Origin of the sequence: Pedobacter cryoconitis (genome assembly GCF_014200595.1) — a bacterium.
In the GTDB taxonomy this organism is placed as follows: domain Bacteria; phylum Bacteroidota; class Bacteroidia; order Sphingobacteriales; family Sphingobacteriaceae; genus Pedobacter; species Pedobacter cryoconitis_C.
Genome location: NZ_JACHCG010000003.1, coordinates 49,731 through 66,848 on the forward strand (window position 1 = coordinate 49,731; position 17,118 = coordinate 66,848).

Below are 17,118 nucleotides of genomic sequence, written 5' to 3' on the forward strand. Positions count from 1 at the left end.
CTTAGGATTTCTTTTTATGCCCGGTCAAACCAGGCTAAAACGTGCCTTATGATGTAACCACGGATGCCCTGAATTAAAATCGATGACAAATAATAAAACGCCGGATGATCTTATTCCTACGAATGATGAGATCAGATTAAAAAAGCTATACCAATATGAAATTCTGGACACCCATTCTGAAACGGATTTTGATACGATAGCTTTAATGGCGGCCGAAATATTCGGAACTAAGAAAGCTTTTGTAACTTTTGTTGATAAAGGACATGTTTTCGTAAAAGCAAGCAGCAGCAAAATTGAGGTTGACCATATTTCCAGAGCTTACGGCCTTTGCTCACTGAGCATTATGGAGGATGACCTGACTATTTTTTACGACACTCATCAATTTCCGGAGTTAATGAAAAACCCTTATATCTCCAGACCGGGAGGTGTACGGTTTTATGCAGCGGCACAGATCAGAACTGCTGATGGGTTTGCACTGGGTACAGTTTGCGTTTTAGATGCAGAACCCCGGGCCACAGTAACCGATCATCAGTCCAAAATGCTCCTGTTACTTTCCAGAATGGTTATGGAGAAGCTGGAAACCCGCATGGTCAACAGAAAAATTGTAAGAGCTTATGATGACAGGCTGCATCGTCTGGCCCATGATATGAAAAATCCGATTACATCAATTTCATTGTATGCGCAGTTGCTGGGCAGTCGTGAAATGACAAGTGAAAAGGTATTTGCTATGGCCGCCAAAATTGAGAGCTCTTCTAAAGGAGTAGAGAAAAAGCTTAACAATCTGCTAACCGATGCCAGAAGTGAGAATTCGCTTGTTGAACTCGTGCATGAGCCGGTCATTATTACCGACTTGCTTTTACAGATGCAGCAGTCGTTTGAGCTGTCACTTATTGCGAAAAACCAAACTTTAATCATTAACAATGAACTGTCTGTTTTAATATACGCGGACCGGGAACGGATACTGGACGTACTGGACAATTTACTGAGCAATGCCATGAAGTATTCTTATGAAGGAGCTACTATTGTTATCAATACTTCGCTGGCCGAAGACGAATTGATCATTGAGTTCAAAGATGAAGGTCTCGGCCTGAGTGAAGAGGATATGAAAAAGCTATTTACGAAATTCGCAAAATTAAGCGCTATTCCTACAGCACATGAAAAATCTTATGGTTTAGGTTTGTTTATTGTGAAGATGCTTGTGGAAAGCCATAAGGGCAAAGTATGGGCAGAAAGTGAAGGTAAAAACTTTGGAAGCTCTTTTTTCATCTCTCTGCCCACTTATAAACAAGGATAGCTATTATAGGATTCCTGCCATGTAAGGGTCAGAAACAGATTCTTCCCCTGTTTCCACGTGCCCTGCATATTGTCTGCTATAAGCTTCATCTGTGGTTAAAATTGTAAAATCATACCAGCCCGAATTCTTTCCAAGGTTTAGTACAACCTGTTCTTTACTTTTAGGTTTCAATTGAACTTTTTGCGGATTACCTGCATATACGCCCTGTTTGATTTCCAGCGTTAAAGCCGTTGTCCCTTTATTTTCCAATAGTATACTGACGTTTCCACTGAGTTTTTCCTTTAACAAACCTGATTTCTCATAAGTGCAGTTTACGGTAAGTTCCGGATCATTTTTACTGCCTTTAAAATGTCTGAAAAATCCATTGGGGCCTCTAACCAGCAGGTTATAATTTTCAGTTTTAAATTTACTCAGCTGAAGCTGGTGTGTTACCTGATCTCCGGCATTAACCGCGTAATCCCAGTTTTTACCAGCTACTTCAGCATATGGATTTAAGGAAGTTACATTGAATGCCGAACCTACAGGTTCCAGTAATTGTCCAAATCCTGTTTTACCAGATTCAAATCTTAATTCTATCGCTGTTTTATCTGCATTCAGATTAGCTTCTGCAAATAATTGGTAAGGCAGGGCACAGGCTTTCCTTGTTCCCTTTTCTTGTACTGGCATAGCCGCTGGTGATGCGAAAGAAAATGGTGCGTTGGTATTGATTGCGGCTATTTCTGCTACAGTTAGTGCATCAGGGGTAACCTGTGCAGGTTTATTCTTTGCATTTTGAATACTAGTCACTACTTCCTCTTTTTTCAGGGATTCAGGGTTAACCAGTTTTTCTCCGTTATAAGGTCTGAATACTGAGGTTAAGTCCCCGCAGACTGCCCTTCTCCAGTCACTGATATTATTATTTTTAATCTTTTTACCTGTCTTTTTACTTAAGAATTTCTCCAGGAATTGCTGTGAAGAGGTATGATCAAATACTTGTGAATTCACATATCCTCCTTTACTCCATGGTGAAGCAATCAGCATAGGTACCCGATAACCTAAACCTAGCGGACTACCCATTTTAGCTTCCCATTCTACATCAATATTCATTTTTGAAGAGACTTTTCCAGTCTCCGGATCATTGGGGTTCGGGGCTACAAATGGTGGAATATGGTCAAAATAGCCATCATTTTCATCATAAGTTAAAACAAAAATTGTCTTTTTCCAGACTTCAGGGTTCTTAGTCAGAATATCAATGGCTTCGGACACATACCAGGTTCCATATAAAGGGGAACTGGTGTGATCTGAGAAGCGCTGAGGGGCAACTAACCAGGAAACAGCAGGTAATTTTCCCTGATCTACATCTGCTCTGAACTGGTGGAAAATATCATTTTTAGGAATATCCACTGTCTCCTTTTTACCCTGATCATCGGTATAAGTGAAGGGTTCAAGCTCCAGATAATCTCCTGGTATATTGATGTTGGTCGCAAATGCTTTATCAATCAGGTTTCTTTCCTTCTGGCTCAGTTTATTATATTTCGCAGTAACTTGTTCTGCTGTTAAAATTTCTTTTTTATTAGTCTGGTCACCATGTTTGCGGAAATAGGCAGAAAGTTTAACGTTGTATCTTTTCACATATTCCAAAGGGTTATCTCCATAGTTATCTACCCAGTCACCAACTCTTTTATCTTGTAAATTTGCTGTCCAGAGTTCGTTCTGATAGACCTTCCAGGATACGCCATGGTCTTCCAGCAGTTCGGGGAAAGTATCCCAGTCTACAAAAGTACCAGAATGAGATTCAGCCTGCGAATTATTCACTACTGCTACAGCTTTTCCATTTTGCTGCGGACGGATCGTACCTGACCAGAAGAATAGCCTGTTTGGCGTAGTACCGGTTAGTGAAGAACAGAAACTATGGTCACAAATGGTAAAGGCATCAGCCAGCGCATAATAAAACGGAATATCAGTACGCTCGTAGTGCCCCAGGGTCATGAGAGTTTTTACAGGTACCCATTTATCATACTTCCCTTTATTACGTGCTGCAACCTGATCATTCCAGGAATGAGGCAACCCACCCTGCCAGGTAATTTTAGTTTTGTTAATATCTATGTGGAAAGGTGCAAAAGTATTTCCAGAAGCGTCCTGTTGCAGCCACACTTTATTCTTGTTGGGCAAAATTGCTGCGCGAGGATCATTAAATCCACGTACACCACTCAGTTTACCAAACATATGATCAAAAGAACGGTTTTCCTGCATCAGGAACACCACGTGTTCTGCATCATAAAAAGTGGTTCCGGGATCTGCTTCAATTGCCATTGCCTTTTGTATCGACATCGGAATTACGTTGGCTAAACCGGCAGCACCAGAAAACATTGCTGCTTTCTTTAAAAAGTCTCTTCTGGAATTCATTCTTGTTAATCAAATTATGTGTATCAATCTAATAAAGCGCATTTTAGCTATCAAATTATAAGAAATATTTATAATTAATGCGCTGTAACAAAGATATTGCCCACATAAATCTTTAGTGTAAAGCCTTTATTAAACTTCGGTCAGCTGTTTAAACTTCAGCCAGGTACTTGTGTACAAAGCTGATTGCCATAGAGCCTTCCCCTACTGCGGAGGCTACTCTGTTCATCGCGCCCGAACGCACATCACCTGCGGCAAAAATACCTGCACAACTGGTTTCTAATAAAAACGGGTCTCTTTTCAGTTTCCATGTTTTATTGAAATTCTCATAATTTCTCAATTCACGGCCAGTTTCAATGAAACCTTTTTCATCTTTCAGGATATCCAGCTTCAACCAGTCTGTATAGGGCTTAGCGCCTATAAAAATATAAAGTGCCGCAGCCTCTTCTTCCCTGGTTTCTTTTGTTTTGACATTAATCAGCACCAGTTTCTCCAAACACTTGTCTCCTTTGGCTTCAATGACTTCGGTGTTTCCTAAAACATGCACATTCGGTGTATGCCCGATCTGATCAATCAGGTAAGAGGACATAGTTGATGTCAAATCATCTTTACGGACAACGATGTTGACACTACAAGCAAATTTTGACAAATACATTGCTGCCTGCCCCGCTGAATTGCCTCCACCTATAATATAAACATTTTTATCCCTGCAAGCACTGGCTTCTGTAGTGGCAGCTCCATAATAAATACCTGCACCAGTCAGATCAGAAACACCTTTTACTTCCAGTTTCCGGTAATCCACACCTGTGGTGATGATTACCGAACGGCTGATAATCTCCGGGCCATCTTCCAGAATAATAGTTTTATAACCATCTTTTTGTTTAATATCACTCACCGATTGCGGAGATAAGAAGCCAGCACCCAAACGTACAGCCTGGCTGATTGCCCTTCTGGTCAGATCTGCTCCACTCAATCCAGCCGGAAAGCCCAGATAGTTTTCGATCCTTGAACTTGTTCCCGCCTGTCCTCCGGGAGCTTTACGCTCGATCATCAGTGTTTTTAATCCTTCAGAAGCCCCATAAACTGCTGCAGCCAAACCTGCCGGGCCTGCGCCAATAATCACCACATCGTACATGTCATGAATGATTTCCGGGTTCTTCCCTATTTTAGCTGCAATTTCCTTAATGGAAGGTTTAGTTAAAAATGTTCCGTCATCCATTAAAACTACTGGCAGATCATCATTTGTCAGCTTATTAAGCGTCAATAAACTGGTCGCATCAGGATTGGTCTGCACATCCATCCACCGGTATGGAATCAGATTACTGGCTAAATAGTCTTTGACCACATGCGATAATGGGGAGAACTGAAAACCGACCACTCTGATTCCTTTAAATTCAGGTGTATAATCACCTTGCCAGTCATCCAGCAGGTCATTGATCACAGGATAGAGTTTATCTTCTGGCGGATCCCATGGCTTAATCAGATAATAATCCAGTTTTACCTCATTGATAGCTTTAATTGCAGCTTCGGTATCAGAATAAGCGGTCAGTAAAACACGCTTCGCTTCGGGATAAATCAGCATTGCCTTTTCCAGAAAAGCTACGCCTTCCATTTCGGGCATCCGCTGGTCGCATAAAAATAAAGCGACCACATCGGCACTGTTTTTAAGTTCGATCAGCATATCTAATGCTTCCTGAGCAGAAGTAGTGCTTAATATTTTGTATTCTTTACCGTATTTTATTTTCAGATCGCGGCTGATTGCGCGCAAAACCTGAGGGTCATCATCTATAGAAAAAATTATAGGAAGGTTCATCTTTTATACTAATTTAAAATTCGTTAAACAGCTTATCAAGCCATTAGTTTTCCAATGGAAAACATACCGTAAATTCCGTCCGGCCCGGTACTGATTTAACCTTAACGTTACCATTGTGCTGATGAATGATTCTCTGAACCACTTCTAGTCCCATTCCTGTGCCTTTACCCATGGGTTTAGTCGTAAAAAAGGGATCAAATATACTCGTGAGAACGTCGGCAGGAATGCCTGGGCCGTCATCAATAATAAAGACATTAACAAATTCTCTGTCCTTTTCTGTTTTCAGGGTTAAAGTGCCTTTCTGGTTTGGTTCCATGGCATCAATTGCATTGTCGATCAGGTTTGTCCAGACCTGGTTCAATTCGCCAATCATTCCTTTGATCTGTGGAAGCGTTTCATCATAATCTTCCACTACTGTAATATTACCTTTCTTGATTTTGTGACCTAACATGGTCAGTGTATTGCGGATACCAATATGAATATCCGCGTATTCTTTATCCATTCCCCTGTCCATATGGGTAAATGTTTTAACCGAATTAACCAGATCGGCTATCCTTTTAGAGGATTCCTGAATATCTTCGACCATCCGCTCTGTAACCAGCAGATTACTGATCCAGTTAAATACCGGGGAAAGATGTTCAGCAACTGGTGCTGCACAGGCTTCCAGATCTGCAACACTAAAGTTAAAGTCAACGAAGCTTTCTGCAATCGCATAACCGTTTTCTACGTTCTGCGCTTCAAACCAGTCTGCAATTTCATCTTCCAGAACCATCCGCTGTTTTAGATTTAAAAGAGGTTTCTCTTTATTGCCTAATATTCCGAATAATACCTCATTTAATTTGTCAATCTGAGCTTCGGCAATGGTGATGGCTGCCACTTTCTTAAAAACTTCCGGTCCCATTCTTAAGTGTTCCTTCAGTGAAATAGAGTCACGTACAATCGCAGAAGCAGGATTATTCAGCTCATGCGCCAATCCCGCGCTCAGTTTACCGAGCGCCATCATTTTTTCGTTTTGCTGCTGCATAGCTGTAAACTCTCTGACGCGGTTACTCATCACATGAACAAGTGATTGCGTCAGCTCAAAATGATCCTTAATCATTTCCTGAATTCTTTCTGTACGGAAACTCAAGAGTTGTACTTCGCCAATTGCCTGTGCATAGCCTCCCGAAATCTTCCCTCTTGAATAAGGCAGGTAACCTGAGATATCCCCTTTGGTAAACATCACAAATTCACGTTTGGAACCATTCTGGAACATATGAAGACTCAGTTTACCGCCTACAAGCACATGAGGGCCCTGGATCGGATCGCCCGGCTGAGTCAGATAATCGCCATCATTCAGCAATTGATTTTCACTGTTATCTATAAACCATTGTAGCTGATCATCAGGAACATTACTAAAAAAATCGAGTGACTTAAGCCATAAAACTGTTACGATATGCATGGTCTAAATTTAGCTAAATTTATGAATCAATTGTTTACCAAAGCTTAACATTGAGGTTATTTGCTATTAATAAACAAAGTTTAGTATTGCTAAACAAAAGATAATAGCTATGAGCCCTATTAAACTAGCAGTATTTGATATAGCAGGTACTACAATTAAGGATAATCATGAAGTGAGCAAGGCCCTTCAGGCGGCTTTAGCAAAACACGGTTATGCAATTGATTTAGTACAGATAAACCCTTTGATGGGTTATGAAAAAAATCTCGCGATCAGACAGCTCCTGCAAATGCATGGGCTGGCAGCTGAAACCATTACTACACAGTTGATCAGCACCATCCACACTGATTTTGTACAGCAAATGCTTAATTTTTATACTTCAGGCCCTGTGATTGAGCCGCTTCCGAATGTGGAAGAAACGCTAAAAGCTTTAAGGGAACAAGGGGTCAGCGTTGGAATCAATACTGGCTTCTCAAAAGATATTGCCGATGCGATTATTAACCGTTTGCAATGGAGAGAAAAAGGAATAATTGATTATTTAATTGGATCTGACGAGGTTGAATTGGGCAGGCTGCATCCTTTGATGATTCAACGGTTAATGCAGCAGGCGGGAATTACAGATCCGCTGCAAGTACTGAAAGCAGGAGATACTGAAGTAGATATCCATGAAGGACAAAATGCAGGCTGTAAGTATGTAGTGGGTATCACAACCGGAATTTTTACCCGTGACGAGTTAGCGTCTTACCATCCTACTCACCTGATCGATGATATGGCAGAAGTACTGACCATTATAAACGGATAGTATGAAATTAATCGATCGCCTGCGCATTAAAGTCGCGGCATTACCGTATGCAGTAATCTCTATAATGGCCGCTTTAGCTGCATTTGGAACTTATACAGCCATGTATTCCTTTCGTAAGGCATTTGCAGCAGGTACTTTTACTGATCACCAATATCTGCACCTTGACTATAAAGTATGGCTGGTAATTGCACAGGTGATGGGTTATATGTTAAGTAAGTTTTATGGTATTCGTTTTATCTCCGAGATCAAAGGAAATAACAGGGGTAAGAGCATCCTGATTCTGATTGGAATTTCATGGCTTGCTTTATTAGGGTTTGCACTCGTCCCTGCTCCCTGGAATATCGCCTTCTTATTTATCAATGGTTTTCCACTGGGAATGATCTGGGGCCTGGTGTTCGGTTATCTGGAAGGCAGAAAATCTACCGAGTTTATGGCGGCTGTAATGTCTATCAGTTTAATTTTCGCTTCTGGTTTTGTCAAAACTATCGGTCGTACTTTATTGACAGATTTCCATATCAATGAATTTAATATGCCTTTCCTTACGGGAGCCATATTTGTAATCCCGCTTTTATTCTTTGTGTTTTGCCTGGAACTGATGCCTCCTCCTACTGTGGAAGATAAAAAGTTAAGGGTAGAACGTACGCCAATGAATGCTAAAGAGCGGAAAGCTTTCCTGATCCGCTTTTTACCAGGTATTATTTTGACACTGATTATTTATGTCCTGTTAACGATTATGCGTGATGTGAGGGATAATTTCGAAGTAGAAATCTGGGCAGATCTGGGGGTAAAGAGTAATAATATTTACACGCACATAGATTTATTCATTTCCGTTATTGTTCTGATCGCGATGAGCTTGCTGATTTTGGTTAAAAAGAACATCAAGGCTTTCAGTATTATTCATCTGTTTATTATCGGTGGGTGTTTGCTGGTCGGCATGTCTACATATCTTTTTGATCATCAGATGATCAGCCCGATTGCCTGGATGACAACCGCAGGTTTGGGTCTTTATCTTGCTTATGTTCCTTACAACGCTATATTTTTTGAAAGGATGATTGCTTCTTTCAATTACCGCAGCAATGCTGGCTTCATTATGTATGTAGCTGATGCTGCGGGTTATTTAGCGAGTGTAAGTATTTTGTTAGTCAAAGAACTGGGCAAGCCTGATATTAGCTGGGGTAACTTTTTTAAAGAAGGTGTAATGCTTGTTGCCATTGTGGGTGTAATTAGCGGGGTGTTGTCTTTGATTTACTTTTTACAAACTGCACAGAAGAACAGAAATAAAGAAAAAAAAGCTGAGGAACAAAAGAGAAATGAACAGCTTTTAATATCGTATCATTATGAATAAAGCAATAGTAATTGGTGCAGGCATTGTAGGTTTAGCTACTGCCCGTGCCCTGGCCATCAGAGGTTATAAAGTCACAGTTATTGAGCGGAATGAACGCGCTGTTGGTGCTTCCATCCGCAATTTCGGCATGGTATGGCCGATTGGACAAGCTACAGGCCCAATGTTTGAAAGGGCAATGTTATCCCGCAGTATTTGGAAAGAGATCTGTACGGAGGCTAAAATATGGCATGATGAGGTAGGCTCTTTACATATTGCCTATCATGAAGATGAGTTGCAAGTGATGCGTGAATATGCAGAAATTAACCGCCAACATCGGAATTGCAGTTTATTAACGCCGGAACAGGCATTGGCGAAATCACCTGCAATCAATGTAAATGGGTTGAAAGGTGCTTTATGGAGTGCAGAGGAAATGATTATTGAATCCAGAGTGGCTGTTGGACAGGTAGCGGCTTACCTGGCAGAAAAGTACGGAGTAGTCTTCCATTGGAATACGGCCATCAGCCGGATTGAACATCCTAAAGTGAGTTCGGGAAATCAAAGCTGGGAGGCAGAGGAGATTTTTGTTTGCAGCGGTGCTGATTTTGAAACGCTTTATCCCGAATTATTTTCGGCTGCAGCGATCACTAAATGTAAGTTACAGATGATGCGTTTAGTTACTCAGCCAGATGAATGGCGTATCGGGCCTTCTCTTTGCGGTGGTTTATCTATGATCCATTATCCGGGCTTCCAGGCAGCCGCTTCTTTACCGGCTTTAAGAAAAAGATATGAAGAGCAGTATGCAACGCATTTGAATTGGGGTATTCATGTAATGGTTTCACAAAATGGAACTGGTGAACTGACTATCGGGGATTCACATGAGTATGGTTTGGTTCATGATCCTTTTGATAAGGAATTTATCAATACCATGATTATCGATTACCTGCATACTTTTGCTGATTTCAAGGAATGGAAAATGTTGCAGTCGTGGCACGGTATCTATCCTAAAATGACTAATGGGGCTACTGAGTTGATTACGGAGGCAGCACCGGGAGTAACTGTAATCAATGGTTTAGGCGGTAATGGAATGACTTTATCTTTTGGATTGTGTGAGCAGTATATTGCATCAAGAGGTTAACCATATTGTCAATAAAAAAGGACAGCAATTGCTGTCCTTTTTTATTCTTATTTGAATTCTTTCATATCCACGATCCTGTTATCGTCATGGTATTTCAGGAAAGTATTTCCACTTTTATTTTTCTCAAAAGCATAGTTATCTGTAATCCATTTATTAAAAGCTGCTTCATCCCCTTTAGGGCTGCCGGCAACAATAGGTTCACTAACTACTTCATCAGTCCGGTAATTTACCTGGTACAGGACGTCTTTAACGGCAAAAACAATAGTCTGTTTGTCTGGTGACATTAACAGAACGTCTCCCTGGATCCTGTCATCTGGATTTTGTCTTTTAACTAAGTAAACTTTAGCCGTTACATTGGTAATGAAAAAATCATTGTTGACCAGGTATCCGGTTGCACCAATTTTCTTCACTCCTTTGCTGAACTTTAAATCTTCTTTGCCTTTAGATGGACGATATAGACTGACCACTTCTAATGCACCATTTTTCACTGCAATCAGAAACGGGCGCGGAACCAGGCCTGAACTATCTGCAATCTGAACCAGCAACGCTGTTTTTTGTTTATTGATAAATTGCGCAGAGGCAAATTTTGTCGGGCTTTTACTTTGATCGGCCGGGTCAGTTTGAATATGAACCGTACTGTCTCTGAATTTTGCACCAAAGGTCTCTGCTTTTCCTTCACTGTTTGTTAAAACAGAAATAGAGTCTGAGGCATTTGTTGGGAAATCATTAAAGACTTCATTTTTCGTTATCGTTCTCGGTGTATAATTCTTTACTTTTTGGTCCTGCTGGCTACATCCGGCAGAAAGAATTATTAAAGCAATGGCAACTAGAGATAATTTCATAATAAATTAGGGTCAGGAAAAATCTTTTTTTTGGCAAATATGAGCTAAATCGTTTATAAATAATAATTTAAATCTCATTCCGCATGTGAATATAGAGTTTTCCAAAGCCTGCCTTTTCATAAGCTTTAATCGCAATCGCATTGTCTGAAAAAACCTCAAGCCTCAATTCGGTGATGCCTTTCCCTTTAGCCCATGCGGTAAGTTCTTGTAAAATCAACTTATTTACGCCTTTCCCGCGATGCGCTGGTACTACATACATAAAGCCTAAATAGGCATAAAGATCGTATTTAAGGTAAGGTTTTGCACTTTCGATTCTCGCATACCCGCAACCAATAATTTCAGTACCTGACTGTGCAACCAGCAGCTCAATATGATCAGCGGTAATCAATTCGTTGATATTGTAATAATGAACTCCTGATTCTTTTAATACTGGATTAAAGGGACGTTCAGCTTCAACGACACCTTGTTCAAATTGCAGTAATATATCCAGATCACTGAGCGTCGCTTTTCTAATAATAATTTGTTCCATAATAAGGTTAGTTAATTGCTTGTTTCTTCTTTTCAATATCAGGAAGGAAGCCAGTAATTATACCAATCAGCGGTAGAAAAGCACAAACCTTAAATACATATTCAATACTGGTCTGATCGGCCAGTTTACCTAATACAGCTGATCCTACCCCACCCATTCCAAATGCGAAACCGAAAAAAAGCCCGGCAATCATACCTACTTTTCCTGGGATCAGCTCTGTCGCATAAACAAGGATTGCAGAGAATGCAGAAGAGATAATTACCCCGATCACTACAGCCAGTACTCCTGTTAAAAATAATCCGGTATAAGGCAGTAGCAGCGTAAATGGGGCAACGCCTAAAATAGAGATCCAGATAATATATTTCCTTCCGAAACGATCACCTAGCGGCCCGCCAATCATCGTTCCCGCTGCAACCGCAGCTAAGAAAGCAAATAGGTAGAGCTGCGATTCCTGAACAGAAACATGAAATTTGCTGATCAGGTAAAAGGTGAAATAACTGGTCATGCTGGCCATATAAAAGTACTTTGAAAAGATAAGTACCAGCAGGATAACAATAGAGCCAATCACTCTTCCTTTTGATAAATTATGTTTAGGTTCATCCGAAGTCTGAACTTTTCCCTGAACTTTAAGATCAAGATGGCCTTTATACCATTTGCCGATCTGGAATAAAATCAGGATACCCAGAACGGCAGCAATTCCGAACCAGATAATGTAAAATTGCCCGTAAGGAATAACAATCAGCGCAGCCAGTAAAGGGCCTATCGCACTTCCTGCGTTTCCACCCAGCTGAAAAATAGATTGTGCCAATCCCTTTTTACCTCCTGAAGCTAAATGTGCAACTCTGGATGCTTCAGGGTGAAAAATTGAAGAGCCAATACCGATAAAACCAACGGAAATCAGAATTGCTGCAAAACTGGCAGCCATGGATACAAAGATCAAACCGATCAGCGTGAACCCCATACCAATCGCCAAAGAATAGGGTTTTGGTTTTTTATCGGAATAATGGCCTACAAAAGGCTGTAAAAGTGAAGCAGTTAGCTGATAAGTTAGCGTGATCAAACCTATCTGAGAAAATGACAAGTTAAATTCAGTCTTGAAAAGCGGATAAACGGATGGAATAACTGCTTGCAGCATATCGTTTAAGAAATGCGTAAAACTTATCGTAAAAAGAATCGGATAAATCGTTTTCTGAATGATGTCTTTTTTGATACCGGGATCTAGTGTTGCTGTATTCGTTTCCATAAATTATGTCAGTTCATCTTTGCGATGAAATTATTATTGAGAAATATGTCCTATGATTTTTGCTGAGTTATTCCATGCTTTTTTTGCATCGCCGGCTTCAATACTTTTAACCAGTTGTTTGTGCTGATGGCTGGTGTCTTTAAAGGCTTTAGTATCCTTATAAACTTCCAGAAACCAGTTTTTCATATGAATAGCCACCGATTTGTATAAGTCAATCAGGATTTCATTTCCTGAAGCTTCTGCAATGGATATATGGAATTGGATATCGGCATCGATACATTCTTCCAGCAAATCGTTCTTTGCTGCCTTGTCACGTTTTTTGAGCCAGTCGTAAATTTTCACCAGGTCAGCTTTCGTTCTGTTCAGTGCTGCTTTTTCAGCTACTTTCATTTCCAGCAAATGCCGCACTTCATTTAGATCTTCAAAATCAGCACGTTTCAAACGCTGAGATAAAGGTTCTTTAATACCAGTTGAATTTTCTACAAAGGTGCCTATTCCCTGCTGCACTCTTAATAGTCCGCAGTTGACCAGGATCTTGATCGCCTCTCTGATCGTAGAGCGGCCGACACCGAAGGATGACATCAGTTCTGGTTCTATAGGCAGTTTTTCAGCTACTTTATAAGTGCCAAAGGCAATTTGCTGTTGTAGTTTTTCGGCTACCTCGTCGGCCAGTGACTTACGGGAAATTAGATTTGTAGTATTCATCATATCATCTGATGATTCAAATGTATAGATTTTCTTTATTATGTCAAATTAATTCCATTTTATGTTTAAGCAAAGTAATCTGAGTAAATTGTTTCAAACGTAAGTCTATGATGATGACTATAATTGCCGCAACCGATTTTTCCATACTTGCTGAGAATGCAGTAGAATATGCTGCTGCAATTGCAAAGCATAAAAATGCAAGACTGATTTTGTTTAATTCCTTCGCCATTCCATTTCATGCAGCTAATACACTTTTGCCAGCTTCAAGTATTCAGGCATTAATGATTGAAAATGAGATCCGTTTATTAGAAAGATCTTTTTCCCTTTCTTTTGATTATCAGATTGAGGTAGGTCATGAATGTGCCTTTTCATTTATTGAGGATGAACTAAAGGAAGTCATCAATAAATATAAAGCTGAACTGGTAGTTTTAGGAATGCCAAAAAAAACGCTGGAACAGGATCTCTGGGGAAATACAACTTCTTTTGCCATTAAGAATTTAAAACTTCCGGTACTGGCTGTACCGCTGAATGCAAAGTTCGAGGGTACAAAAAGAGTTCTTTTTGCCTGTGATGTATTACGCGGATTATCTAAAAAAGCGCTGGCACGAATCAAAGAGGTAGCCGTAGACCTGGATGCACATGTTGAAGTTTTTAATGTAGACCAGAAATTAGAAGTTTTAAGATCTGAGGATGAGCATTCCTCTGTAGTCAATGCACTGGACGATGCATTAGATGGGATTACTTATTACTATAAAAATGTGAAATCAATTATGGTCATCAGGGAAATAGAGAAAGAGATTAAAGAGTTTCAGGCCGATCTGCTAATTATGGTTCCAAAGAAATATGGCTTCTGGGCCAATATTATTCACAGGAGTAAAACCCGTGTGATGGCATCCGGGCTCGATATCCCTTTGCTTTCAATTCCCTTGTAATATTTCCATTCTGTGATCGGTTTTAACAATCAATACCATTAAAACAATCAATTATAACGATCAAAAGGTATTACCGATATTTGGATATGAAAATATCACTATTGAGTTTACTGTTTCTTACTCTGTTCATTTACAGTTGTCAGAACCAGGAAAAACAGAAAACAGTCCTTGTTAAAAAAGACTACATAACTGCTCAGGGAATAAAAAAAACAAGAGCTGACTCTGTTCATAAAACCACTAAGGTTGATTACCTGAATGAAATCCCTTAAAAAGGTTTCAAAATAAAAGGGTGATCTTAATCACCCTGTCTTATCCCGGCATTGCCTTATTTAACCGCCACAAAAATATCCACCTCTGCATTTTCAGGATTCTGAGAACGCTCATCGTACACTTCAAAGTCTGCGGTAAATGTCCTTTCCAATTCTGAATTCCAGATCTTAACCCATTCGTTATAAACTGCCCCCTGCATTACATTTCCTTTGGCTACAAATTTTTGATAAGAAGTATCTTCAATTGTTTTACTTACCATTTGATTAGGGACAACATTCAGGTTTTCAACTTTACATCCTAAAATAGTAGTGTAAGGTTGCGTATGGTCTTTTTCGTAATCTGTATATATACAGTAGAGTGAATTGTCAATTTTATCTGGGATCTGGTCAAGAATTCCTTCCGACATAAACTTCTCCCAAAGTTTAGGAATATCTTTAGCTGATTGCCCGTTTTCATTAGTTGTACGTATTGAAATACCAATTACGTGGAAGGAGTCAATTTTTATAGTATCCATCTTTTTATTTGTTAAGCAGCAAAATTAGTAGTGTGAATGACAACCCTATGTCAGCAGATGGCTTAATTTTTGTTCAGGGTGTTTATATAATTTAAGAATTATCGAAAATGTATTATATAGCGGCATTTTATTAAGAAAGAATTTCTGTTTTTAAAGACAAATTTTCTTCTTGCCAGCTTAATTGCAGGATACGGTATTCAAATATTTAAATCACTCTAAACAAGCTAAATTAACAAAAAAACATATGGAAAATAACTTCAACGTAACAAGAACAGAAGACGGAAAATCAGTAGCTATTGTCAGTTATATCACTATCATCGGCTGGCTTATCGCCTATTTCGGTATGCATAAAGACAAGAGGACAGAACTGGGAAGTTTTCATCTAAGACAAACATTATTACTTTATATTGTAGCTTTTATCTTACAAATTGTACAACGTATTATTCTTAGCATAGCTCCTTCAGGATTTGTATTTACAATATTCAGCATTCTGTCTCTTATTATATTCATTTTATGGATTATAGGTTTGATCGGTGCTATTCAGGGAACTAAAAAAGAAATCCCTCTGATTGGTCAGAGAGCACAGTCAATGTTTCCAAATATCTAAGACTGGTATTTATATAAAAATGCCCGCAGGAATATTTCTGCGGGCATTTTTATTGATAAGCAAGCAGGTATTTCCTAAGTTTCAATTGCATAAGTAGTTATCGCGATACAAGTACCATCCGGGAGATAAGCAGTAATGATAATCGGTACATTCACTCCTCCTTCTATGCGGGCTATCTGTATGTCAGAGAAATTATCTTTCAGATAAGTGTGGAGTACAGTAAATTTCCGGGCATTAGCTACCATCACCTGATCACCCGGATCAGCAGTGTTCACTATTTTTTCAAAGAAAGCATCTTCATCAATTGTTTGCAATGTGCCGGGTGTTTCGCTGTTAAGCTGGACAAGCTTTGCGCTTAATTGATCCTTTGGAACTTGTCCAAGGTTTTCAATAGTTAGCGGGGCTTCAGATTCACTGAAATAAAACAGACCCTGTGTTTTTTCAGCTAATTCAGTTAAAATTTGGTTTTCCATTTCGGTGAGATTATATCAGCATAACGCTTGATTGTCAATTAAAATATATCAAAAATAAAGGTTAACATTAATTTGATTTACTATTAAATTAATTGGGACGGATTCTATTCCAATGTATGAATTTCAGATCTGCCGTAAAATGGAACTACTCTTCTGCCCTGATTTTAATTAGCTGCATGACTGTTATGTTATCCTGTTCAAAATCAAAAGAGACTCCTGCTGGTAATCAAGTTTTACCTATACCAGTTCCGGCGAATAAAAATGCGGACACTAACCTCGACAATTCGCTCTTTTTGAAATTAGTCAATGACATAAGGACAAAAGGATGTGATTGTAAACAACCTGATGGTGGAGTGACCAAAATGCCACCGGTTCCTGTACTTACCTGGAGTAATGATCTGGCAACAATCTCAAAAACCCATTCTGATGATATGGAAAAGAAAAACTACTTTGATCATATGGATACAGAAGGCCGGGACCCTGGACAAAGAATGACCGCAGCGGGTTATCTTTGGTCTGCTTATGCTGAAAATATTGCCAAAGGCCAGCAGACAGAAAATGAAGCTTTCAATTCATGGATCCACAGTGATCATGGACATTGCCAAAATATCATGAGCGCTAATATTAAGGAGATGGGGGTTGCACGTTCTGCTGGTAATGGCAATTACTGGACACAGTTATTCGGAACCAGAAGGTAGATGAATAATGGACTAAAGCTAACTAATGTCCTTTGAACAAAGTGAATTGCGCCTTTTAAACAAAACGTTATATTTTTCACCAGTCTATCTTTGTTTTATCAATTAAACATACGATAC

16 protein-coding genes are annotated in these 17,118 nt (G+C 39.5%); 7 read left to right on the plus strand and 9 right to left on the minus strand.

Going from position 1 to position 17,118, the window contains the following annotated elements; translation table 11 throughout:
* The first annotated feature begins 82 nt into the window (after positions 1 to 82).
* Positions 83 to 1,294, plus strand: a complete 1,212-nt coding sequence (locus tag HDE70_RS17490; protein ID WP_183891403.1) for a GAF domain-containing sensor histidine kinase — start codon at positions 83 to 85, stop codon at positions 1,292 to 1,294.
* A 3-nt stretch (positions 1,295 to 1,297) separates the two neighbouring features.
* On the opposite strand, the gene HDE70_RS17495 is transcribed toward HDE70_RS17490, so the two are convergent.
* The 3 genes from HDE70_RS17495 to HDE70_RS17505 form a co-directional block, all read right to left on the minus strand.
* Positions 1,298 to 3,679, minus strand: coding sequence for a phosphocholine-specific phospholipase C (locus tag HDE70_RS17495; RefSeq protein ID WP_183891404.1), 2,382 nt, complete (start codon positions 3,677 to 3,679; stop codon positions 1,298 to 1,300).
* Between the two features lie 148 nt (positions 3,680 to 3,827).
* A complete protein-coding gene (locus tag HDE70_RS17500) occupies positions 3,828 to 5,489 on the minus strand; it encodes an FAD-dependent oxidoreductase (protein ID WP_183870100.1) in 1,662 nt (553 codons plus the stop codon).
* Positions 5,490 to 5,532: 43 nt separating this feature from the next.
* Positions 5,533 to 6,930 (minus strand): sensor histidine kinase, encoded by a 1,398-nt coding sequence (locus HDE70_RS17505; protein ID WP_183891405.1) that lies wholly within the window; start codon positions 6,928 to 6,930, stop codon positions 5,533 to 5,535.
* A 109-nt stretch (positions 6,931 to 7,039) separates the two neighbouring features.
* On the opposite strand from HDE70_RS17505, the gene HDE70_RS17510 reads away from it, so the two are divergent.
* From HDE70_RS17510 to HDE70_RS17520, 3 genes are read left to right on the plus strand one after another with little or no spacing between them, the layout of a single operon-like run.
* The gene (locus tag HDE70_RS17510) at positions 7,040 to 7,729 is read left to right on the plus strand and encodes an HAD family hydrolase (protein WP_183891406.1); all 690 of its coding nucleotides are present in this window, start codon (positions 7,040 to 7,042) and stop codon (positions 7,727 to 7,729) included.
* A 1-nt stretch (position 7,730) separates the two neighbouring features.
* On the plus strand, positions 7,731 to 9,074 hold the full coding sequence (locus HDE70_RS17515; protein WP_221302100.1) for a DUF5690 family protein: 1,344 nt from the start codon (positions 7,731 to 7,733) through the stop codon (positions 9,072 to 9,074).
* On the plus strand, positions 9,067 to 10,188 hold the full coding sequence (locus HDE70_RS17520; protein ID WP_183891407.1) for a TIGR03364 family FAD-dependent oxidoreductase: 1,122 nt from the start codon (positions 9,067 to 9,069) through the stop codon (positions 10,186 to 10,188). Before HDE70_RS17515 ends, HDE70_RS17520 begins: the two co-directional genes overlap by 8 nt.
* 47 nt (positions 10,189 to 10,235) lie before the next feature.
* Here HDE70_RS17520 and HDE70_RS17525 read toward each other — a convergent pair whose 3' ends face one another.
* From HDE70_RS17525 to HDE70_RS17540, 4 genes are all read right to left on the minus strand, one after another.
* Positions 10,236 to 11,030 (minus strand): hypothetical protein, encoded by a 795-nt coding sequence (locus tag HDE70_RS17525; protein ID WP_183891408.1) that lies wholly within the window; start codon positions 11,028 to 11,030, stop codon positions 10,236 to 10,238.
* A gap of 67 nt (positions 11,031 to 11,097) precedes the next feature.
* Positions 11,098 to 11,559 (minus strand): GNAT family N-acetyltransferase, encoded by a 462-nt coding sequence (locus tag HDE70_RS17530; RefSeq protein WP_183891409.1) that lies wholly within the window; start codon positions 11,557 to 11,559, stop codon positions 11,098 to 11,100.
* A gap of 7 nt (positions 11,560 to 11,566) precedes the next feature.
* A complete protein-coding gene (locus HDE70_RS17535) occupies positions 11,567 to 12,802 on the minus strand; it encodes an MFS transporter (RefSeq protein WP_183891410.1) in 1,236 nt (411 codons plus the stop codon).
* 33 nt (positions 12,803 to 12,835) lie between these two features.
* Positions 12,836 to 13,510 carry a FadR/GntR family transcriptional regulator gene (locus HDE70_RS17540; RefSeq protein WP_183891411.1) on the minus strand — a complete coding sequence of 225 codons (675 nt, stop codon included), beginning with the start codon at positions 13,508 to 13,510 and terminating at the stop codon, positions 12,836 to 12,838.
* Between the two features lie 104 nt (positions 13,511 to 13,614).
* On the opposite strand from HDE70_RS17540, the gene HDE70_RS17545 reads away from it, so the two are divergent.
* Positions 13,615 to 14,439 carry a universal stress protein gene (locus HDE70_RS17545; protein ID WP_260161171.1) on the plus strand — a complete coding sequence of 275 codons (825 nt, stop codon included), beginning with the start codon at positions 13,615 to 13,617 and terminating at the stop codon, positions 14,437 to 14,439.
* A gap of 325 nt (positions 14,440 to 14,764) precedes the next feature.
* On the opposite strand, the gene HDE70_RS17550 is transcribed toward HDE70_RS17545, so the two are convergent.
* A complete protein-coding gene (locus tag HDE70_RS17550; protein WP_183891412.1) occupies positions 14,765 to 15,223 on the minus strand; it encodes a GyrI-like domain-containing protein in 459 nt (152 codons plus the stop codon).
* A gap of 244 nt (positions 15,224 to 15,467) precedes the next feature.
* Here HDE70_RS17550 and HDE70_RS17555 point away from each other — a divergent pair, with 244 nt between their 5' ends.
* Positions 15,468 to 15,830 (plus strand): hypothetical protein, encoded by a 363-nt coding sequence (locus HDE70_RS17555; protein WP_183870109.1) that lies wholly within the window; start codon positions 15,468 to 15,470, stop codon positions 15,828 to 15,830.
* A gap of 74 nt (positions 15,831 to 15,904) precedes the next feature.
* Here HDE70_RS17555 and HDE70_RS17560 read toward each other — a convergent pair whose 3' ends face one another.
* Positions 15,905 to 16,303: a nuclease A inhibitor family protein gene (locus HDE70_RS17560; protein ID WP_183870110.1), complete on the minus strand. Its 399-nt coding sequence runs from the start codon at positions 16,301 to 16,303 to the stop codon at positions 15,905 to 15,907.
* A 116-nt stretch (positions 16,304 to 16,419) separates the two neighbouring features.
* Between HDE70_RS17560 and HDE70_RS17565 the strand changes: the two genes are divergently transcribed.
* On the plus strand, positions 16,420 to 17,001 hold the full coding sequence (locus HDE70_RS17565; RefSeq protein WP_183891413.1) for a CAP domain-containing protein: 582 nt from the start codon (positions 16,420 to 16,422) through the stop codon (positions 16,999 to 17,001).
* Positions 17,002 to 17,118 lie beyond the last annotated feature (117 nt).

Coding starts and splice junctions, on each gene's coding strand:
- HDE70_RS17525 (WP_183891408.1), bottom strand. CDS start 11,030: ATGAAATTATCTCTAGTTGCCATTGCTTTAATAATTCTTTCTGCCGGA.
- HDE70_RS17510 (WP_183891406.1), top strand. CDS start 7,040: ATGAGCCCTATTAAACTAGCAGTATTTGATATAGCAGGTACTACAATT.
- HDE70_RS17520 (WP_183891407.1), top strand. CDS start 9,067: ATGAATAAAGCAATAGTAATTGGTGCAGGCATTGTAGGTTTAGCTACT.
- HDE70_RS17495 (WP_183891404.1), bottom strand. CDS start 3,679: ATGAATTCCAGAAGAGACTTTTTAAAGAAAGCAGCAATGTTTTCTGGT.
- HDE70_RS17550 (WP_183891412.1), bottom strand. CDS start 15,223: ATGGATACTATAAAAATTGACTCCTTCCACGTAATTGGTATTTCAATA.
- HDE70_RS17545 (WP_260161171.1), top strand. CDS start 13,615: ATGATGATGACTATAATTGCCGCAACCGATTTTTCCATACTTGCTGAG.
- HDE70_RS17530 (WP_183891409.1), bottom strand. CDS start 11,559: ATGGAACAAATTATTATTAGAAAAGCGACGCTCAGTGATCTGGATATA.
- HDE70_RS17565 (WP_183891413.1), top strand. CDS start 16,420: ATGAATTTCAGATCTGCCGTAAAATGGAACTACTCTTCTGCCCTGATT.
- HDE70_RS17490 (WP_183891403.1), top strand. CDS start 83: ATGACAAATAATAAAACGCCGGATGATCTTATTCCTACGAATGATGAG.
- HDE70_RS17535 (WP_183891410.1), bottom strand. CDS start 12,802: ATGGAAACGAATACAGCAACACTAGATCCCGGTATCAAAAAAGACATC.
- HDE70_RS17515 (WP_221302100.1), top strand. CDS start 7,731: ATGAAATTAATCGATCGCCTGCGCATTAAAGTCGCGGCATTACCGTAT.
- HDE70_RS17500 (WP_183870100.1), bottom strand. CDS start 5,489: ATGAACCTTCCTATAATTTTTTCTATAGATGATGACCCTCAGGTTTTG.
- HDE70_RS17560 (WP_183870110.1), bottom strand. CDS start 16,303: ATGGAAAACCAAATTTTAACTGAATTAGCTGAAAAAACACAGGGTCTG.
- HDE70_RS17505 (WP_183891405.1), bottom strand. CDS start 6,930: ATGCATATCGTAACAGTTTTATGGCTTAAGTCACTCGATTTTTTTAGT.
- HDE70_RS17555 (WP_183870109.1), top strand. CDS start 15,468: ATGGAAAATAACTTCAACGTAACAAGAACAGAAGACGGAAAATCAGTA.
- HDE70_RS17540 (WP_183891411.1), bottom strand. CDS start 13,510: ATGATGAATACTACAAATCTAATTTCCCGTAAGTCACTGGCCGACGAG.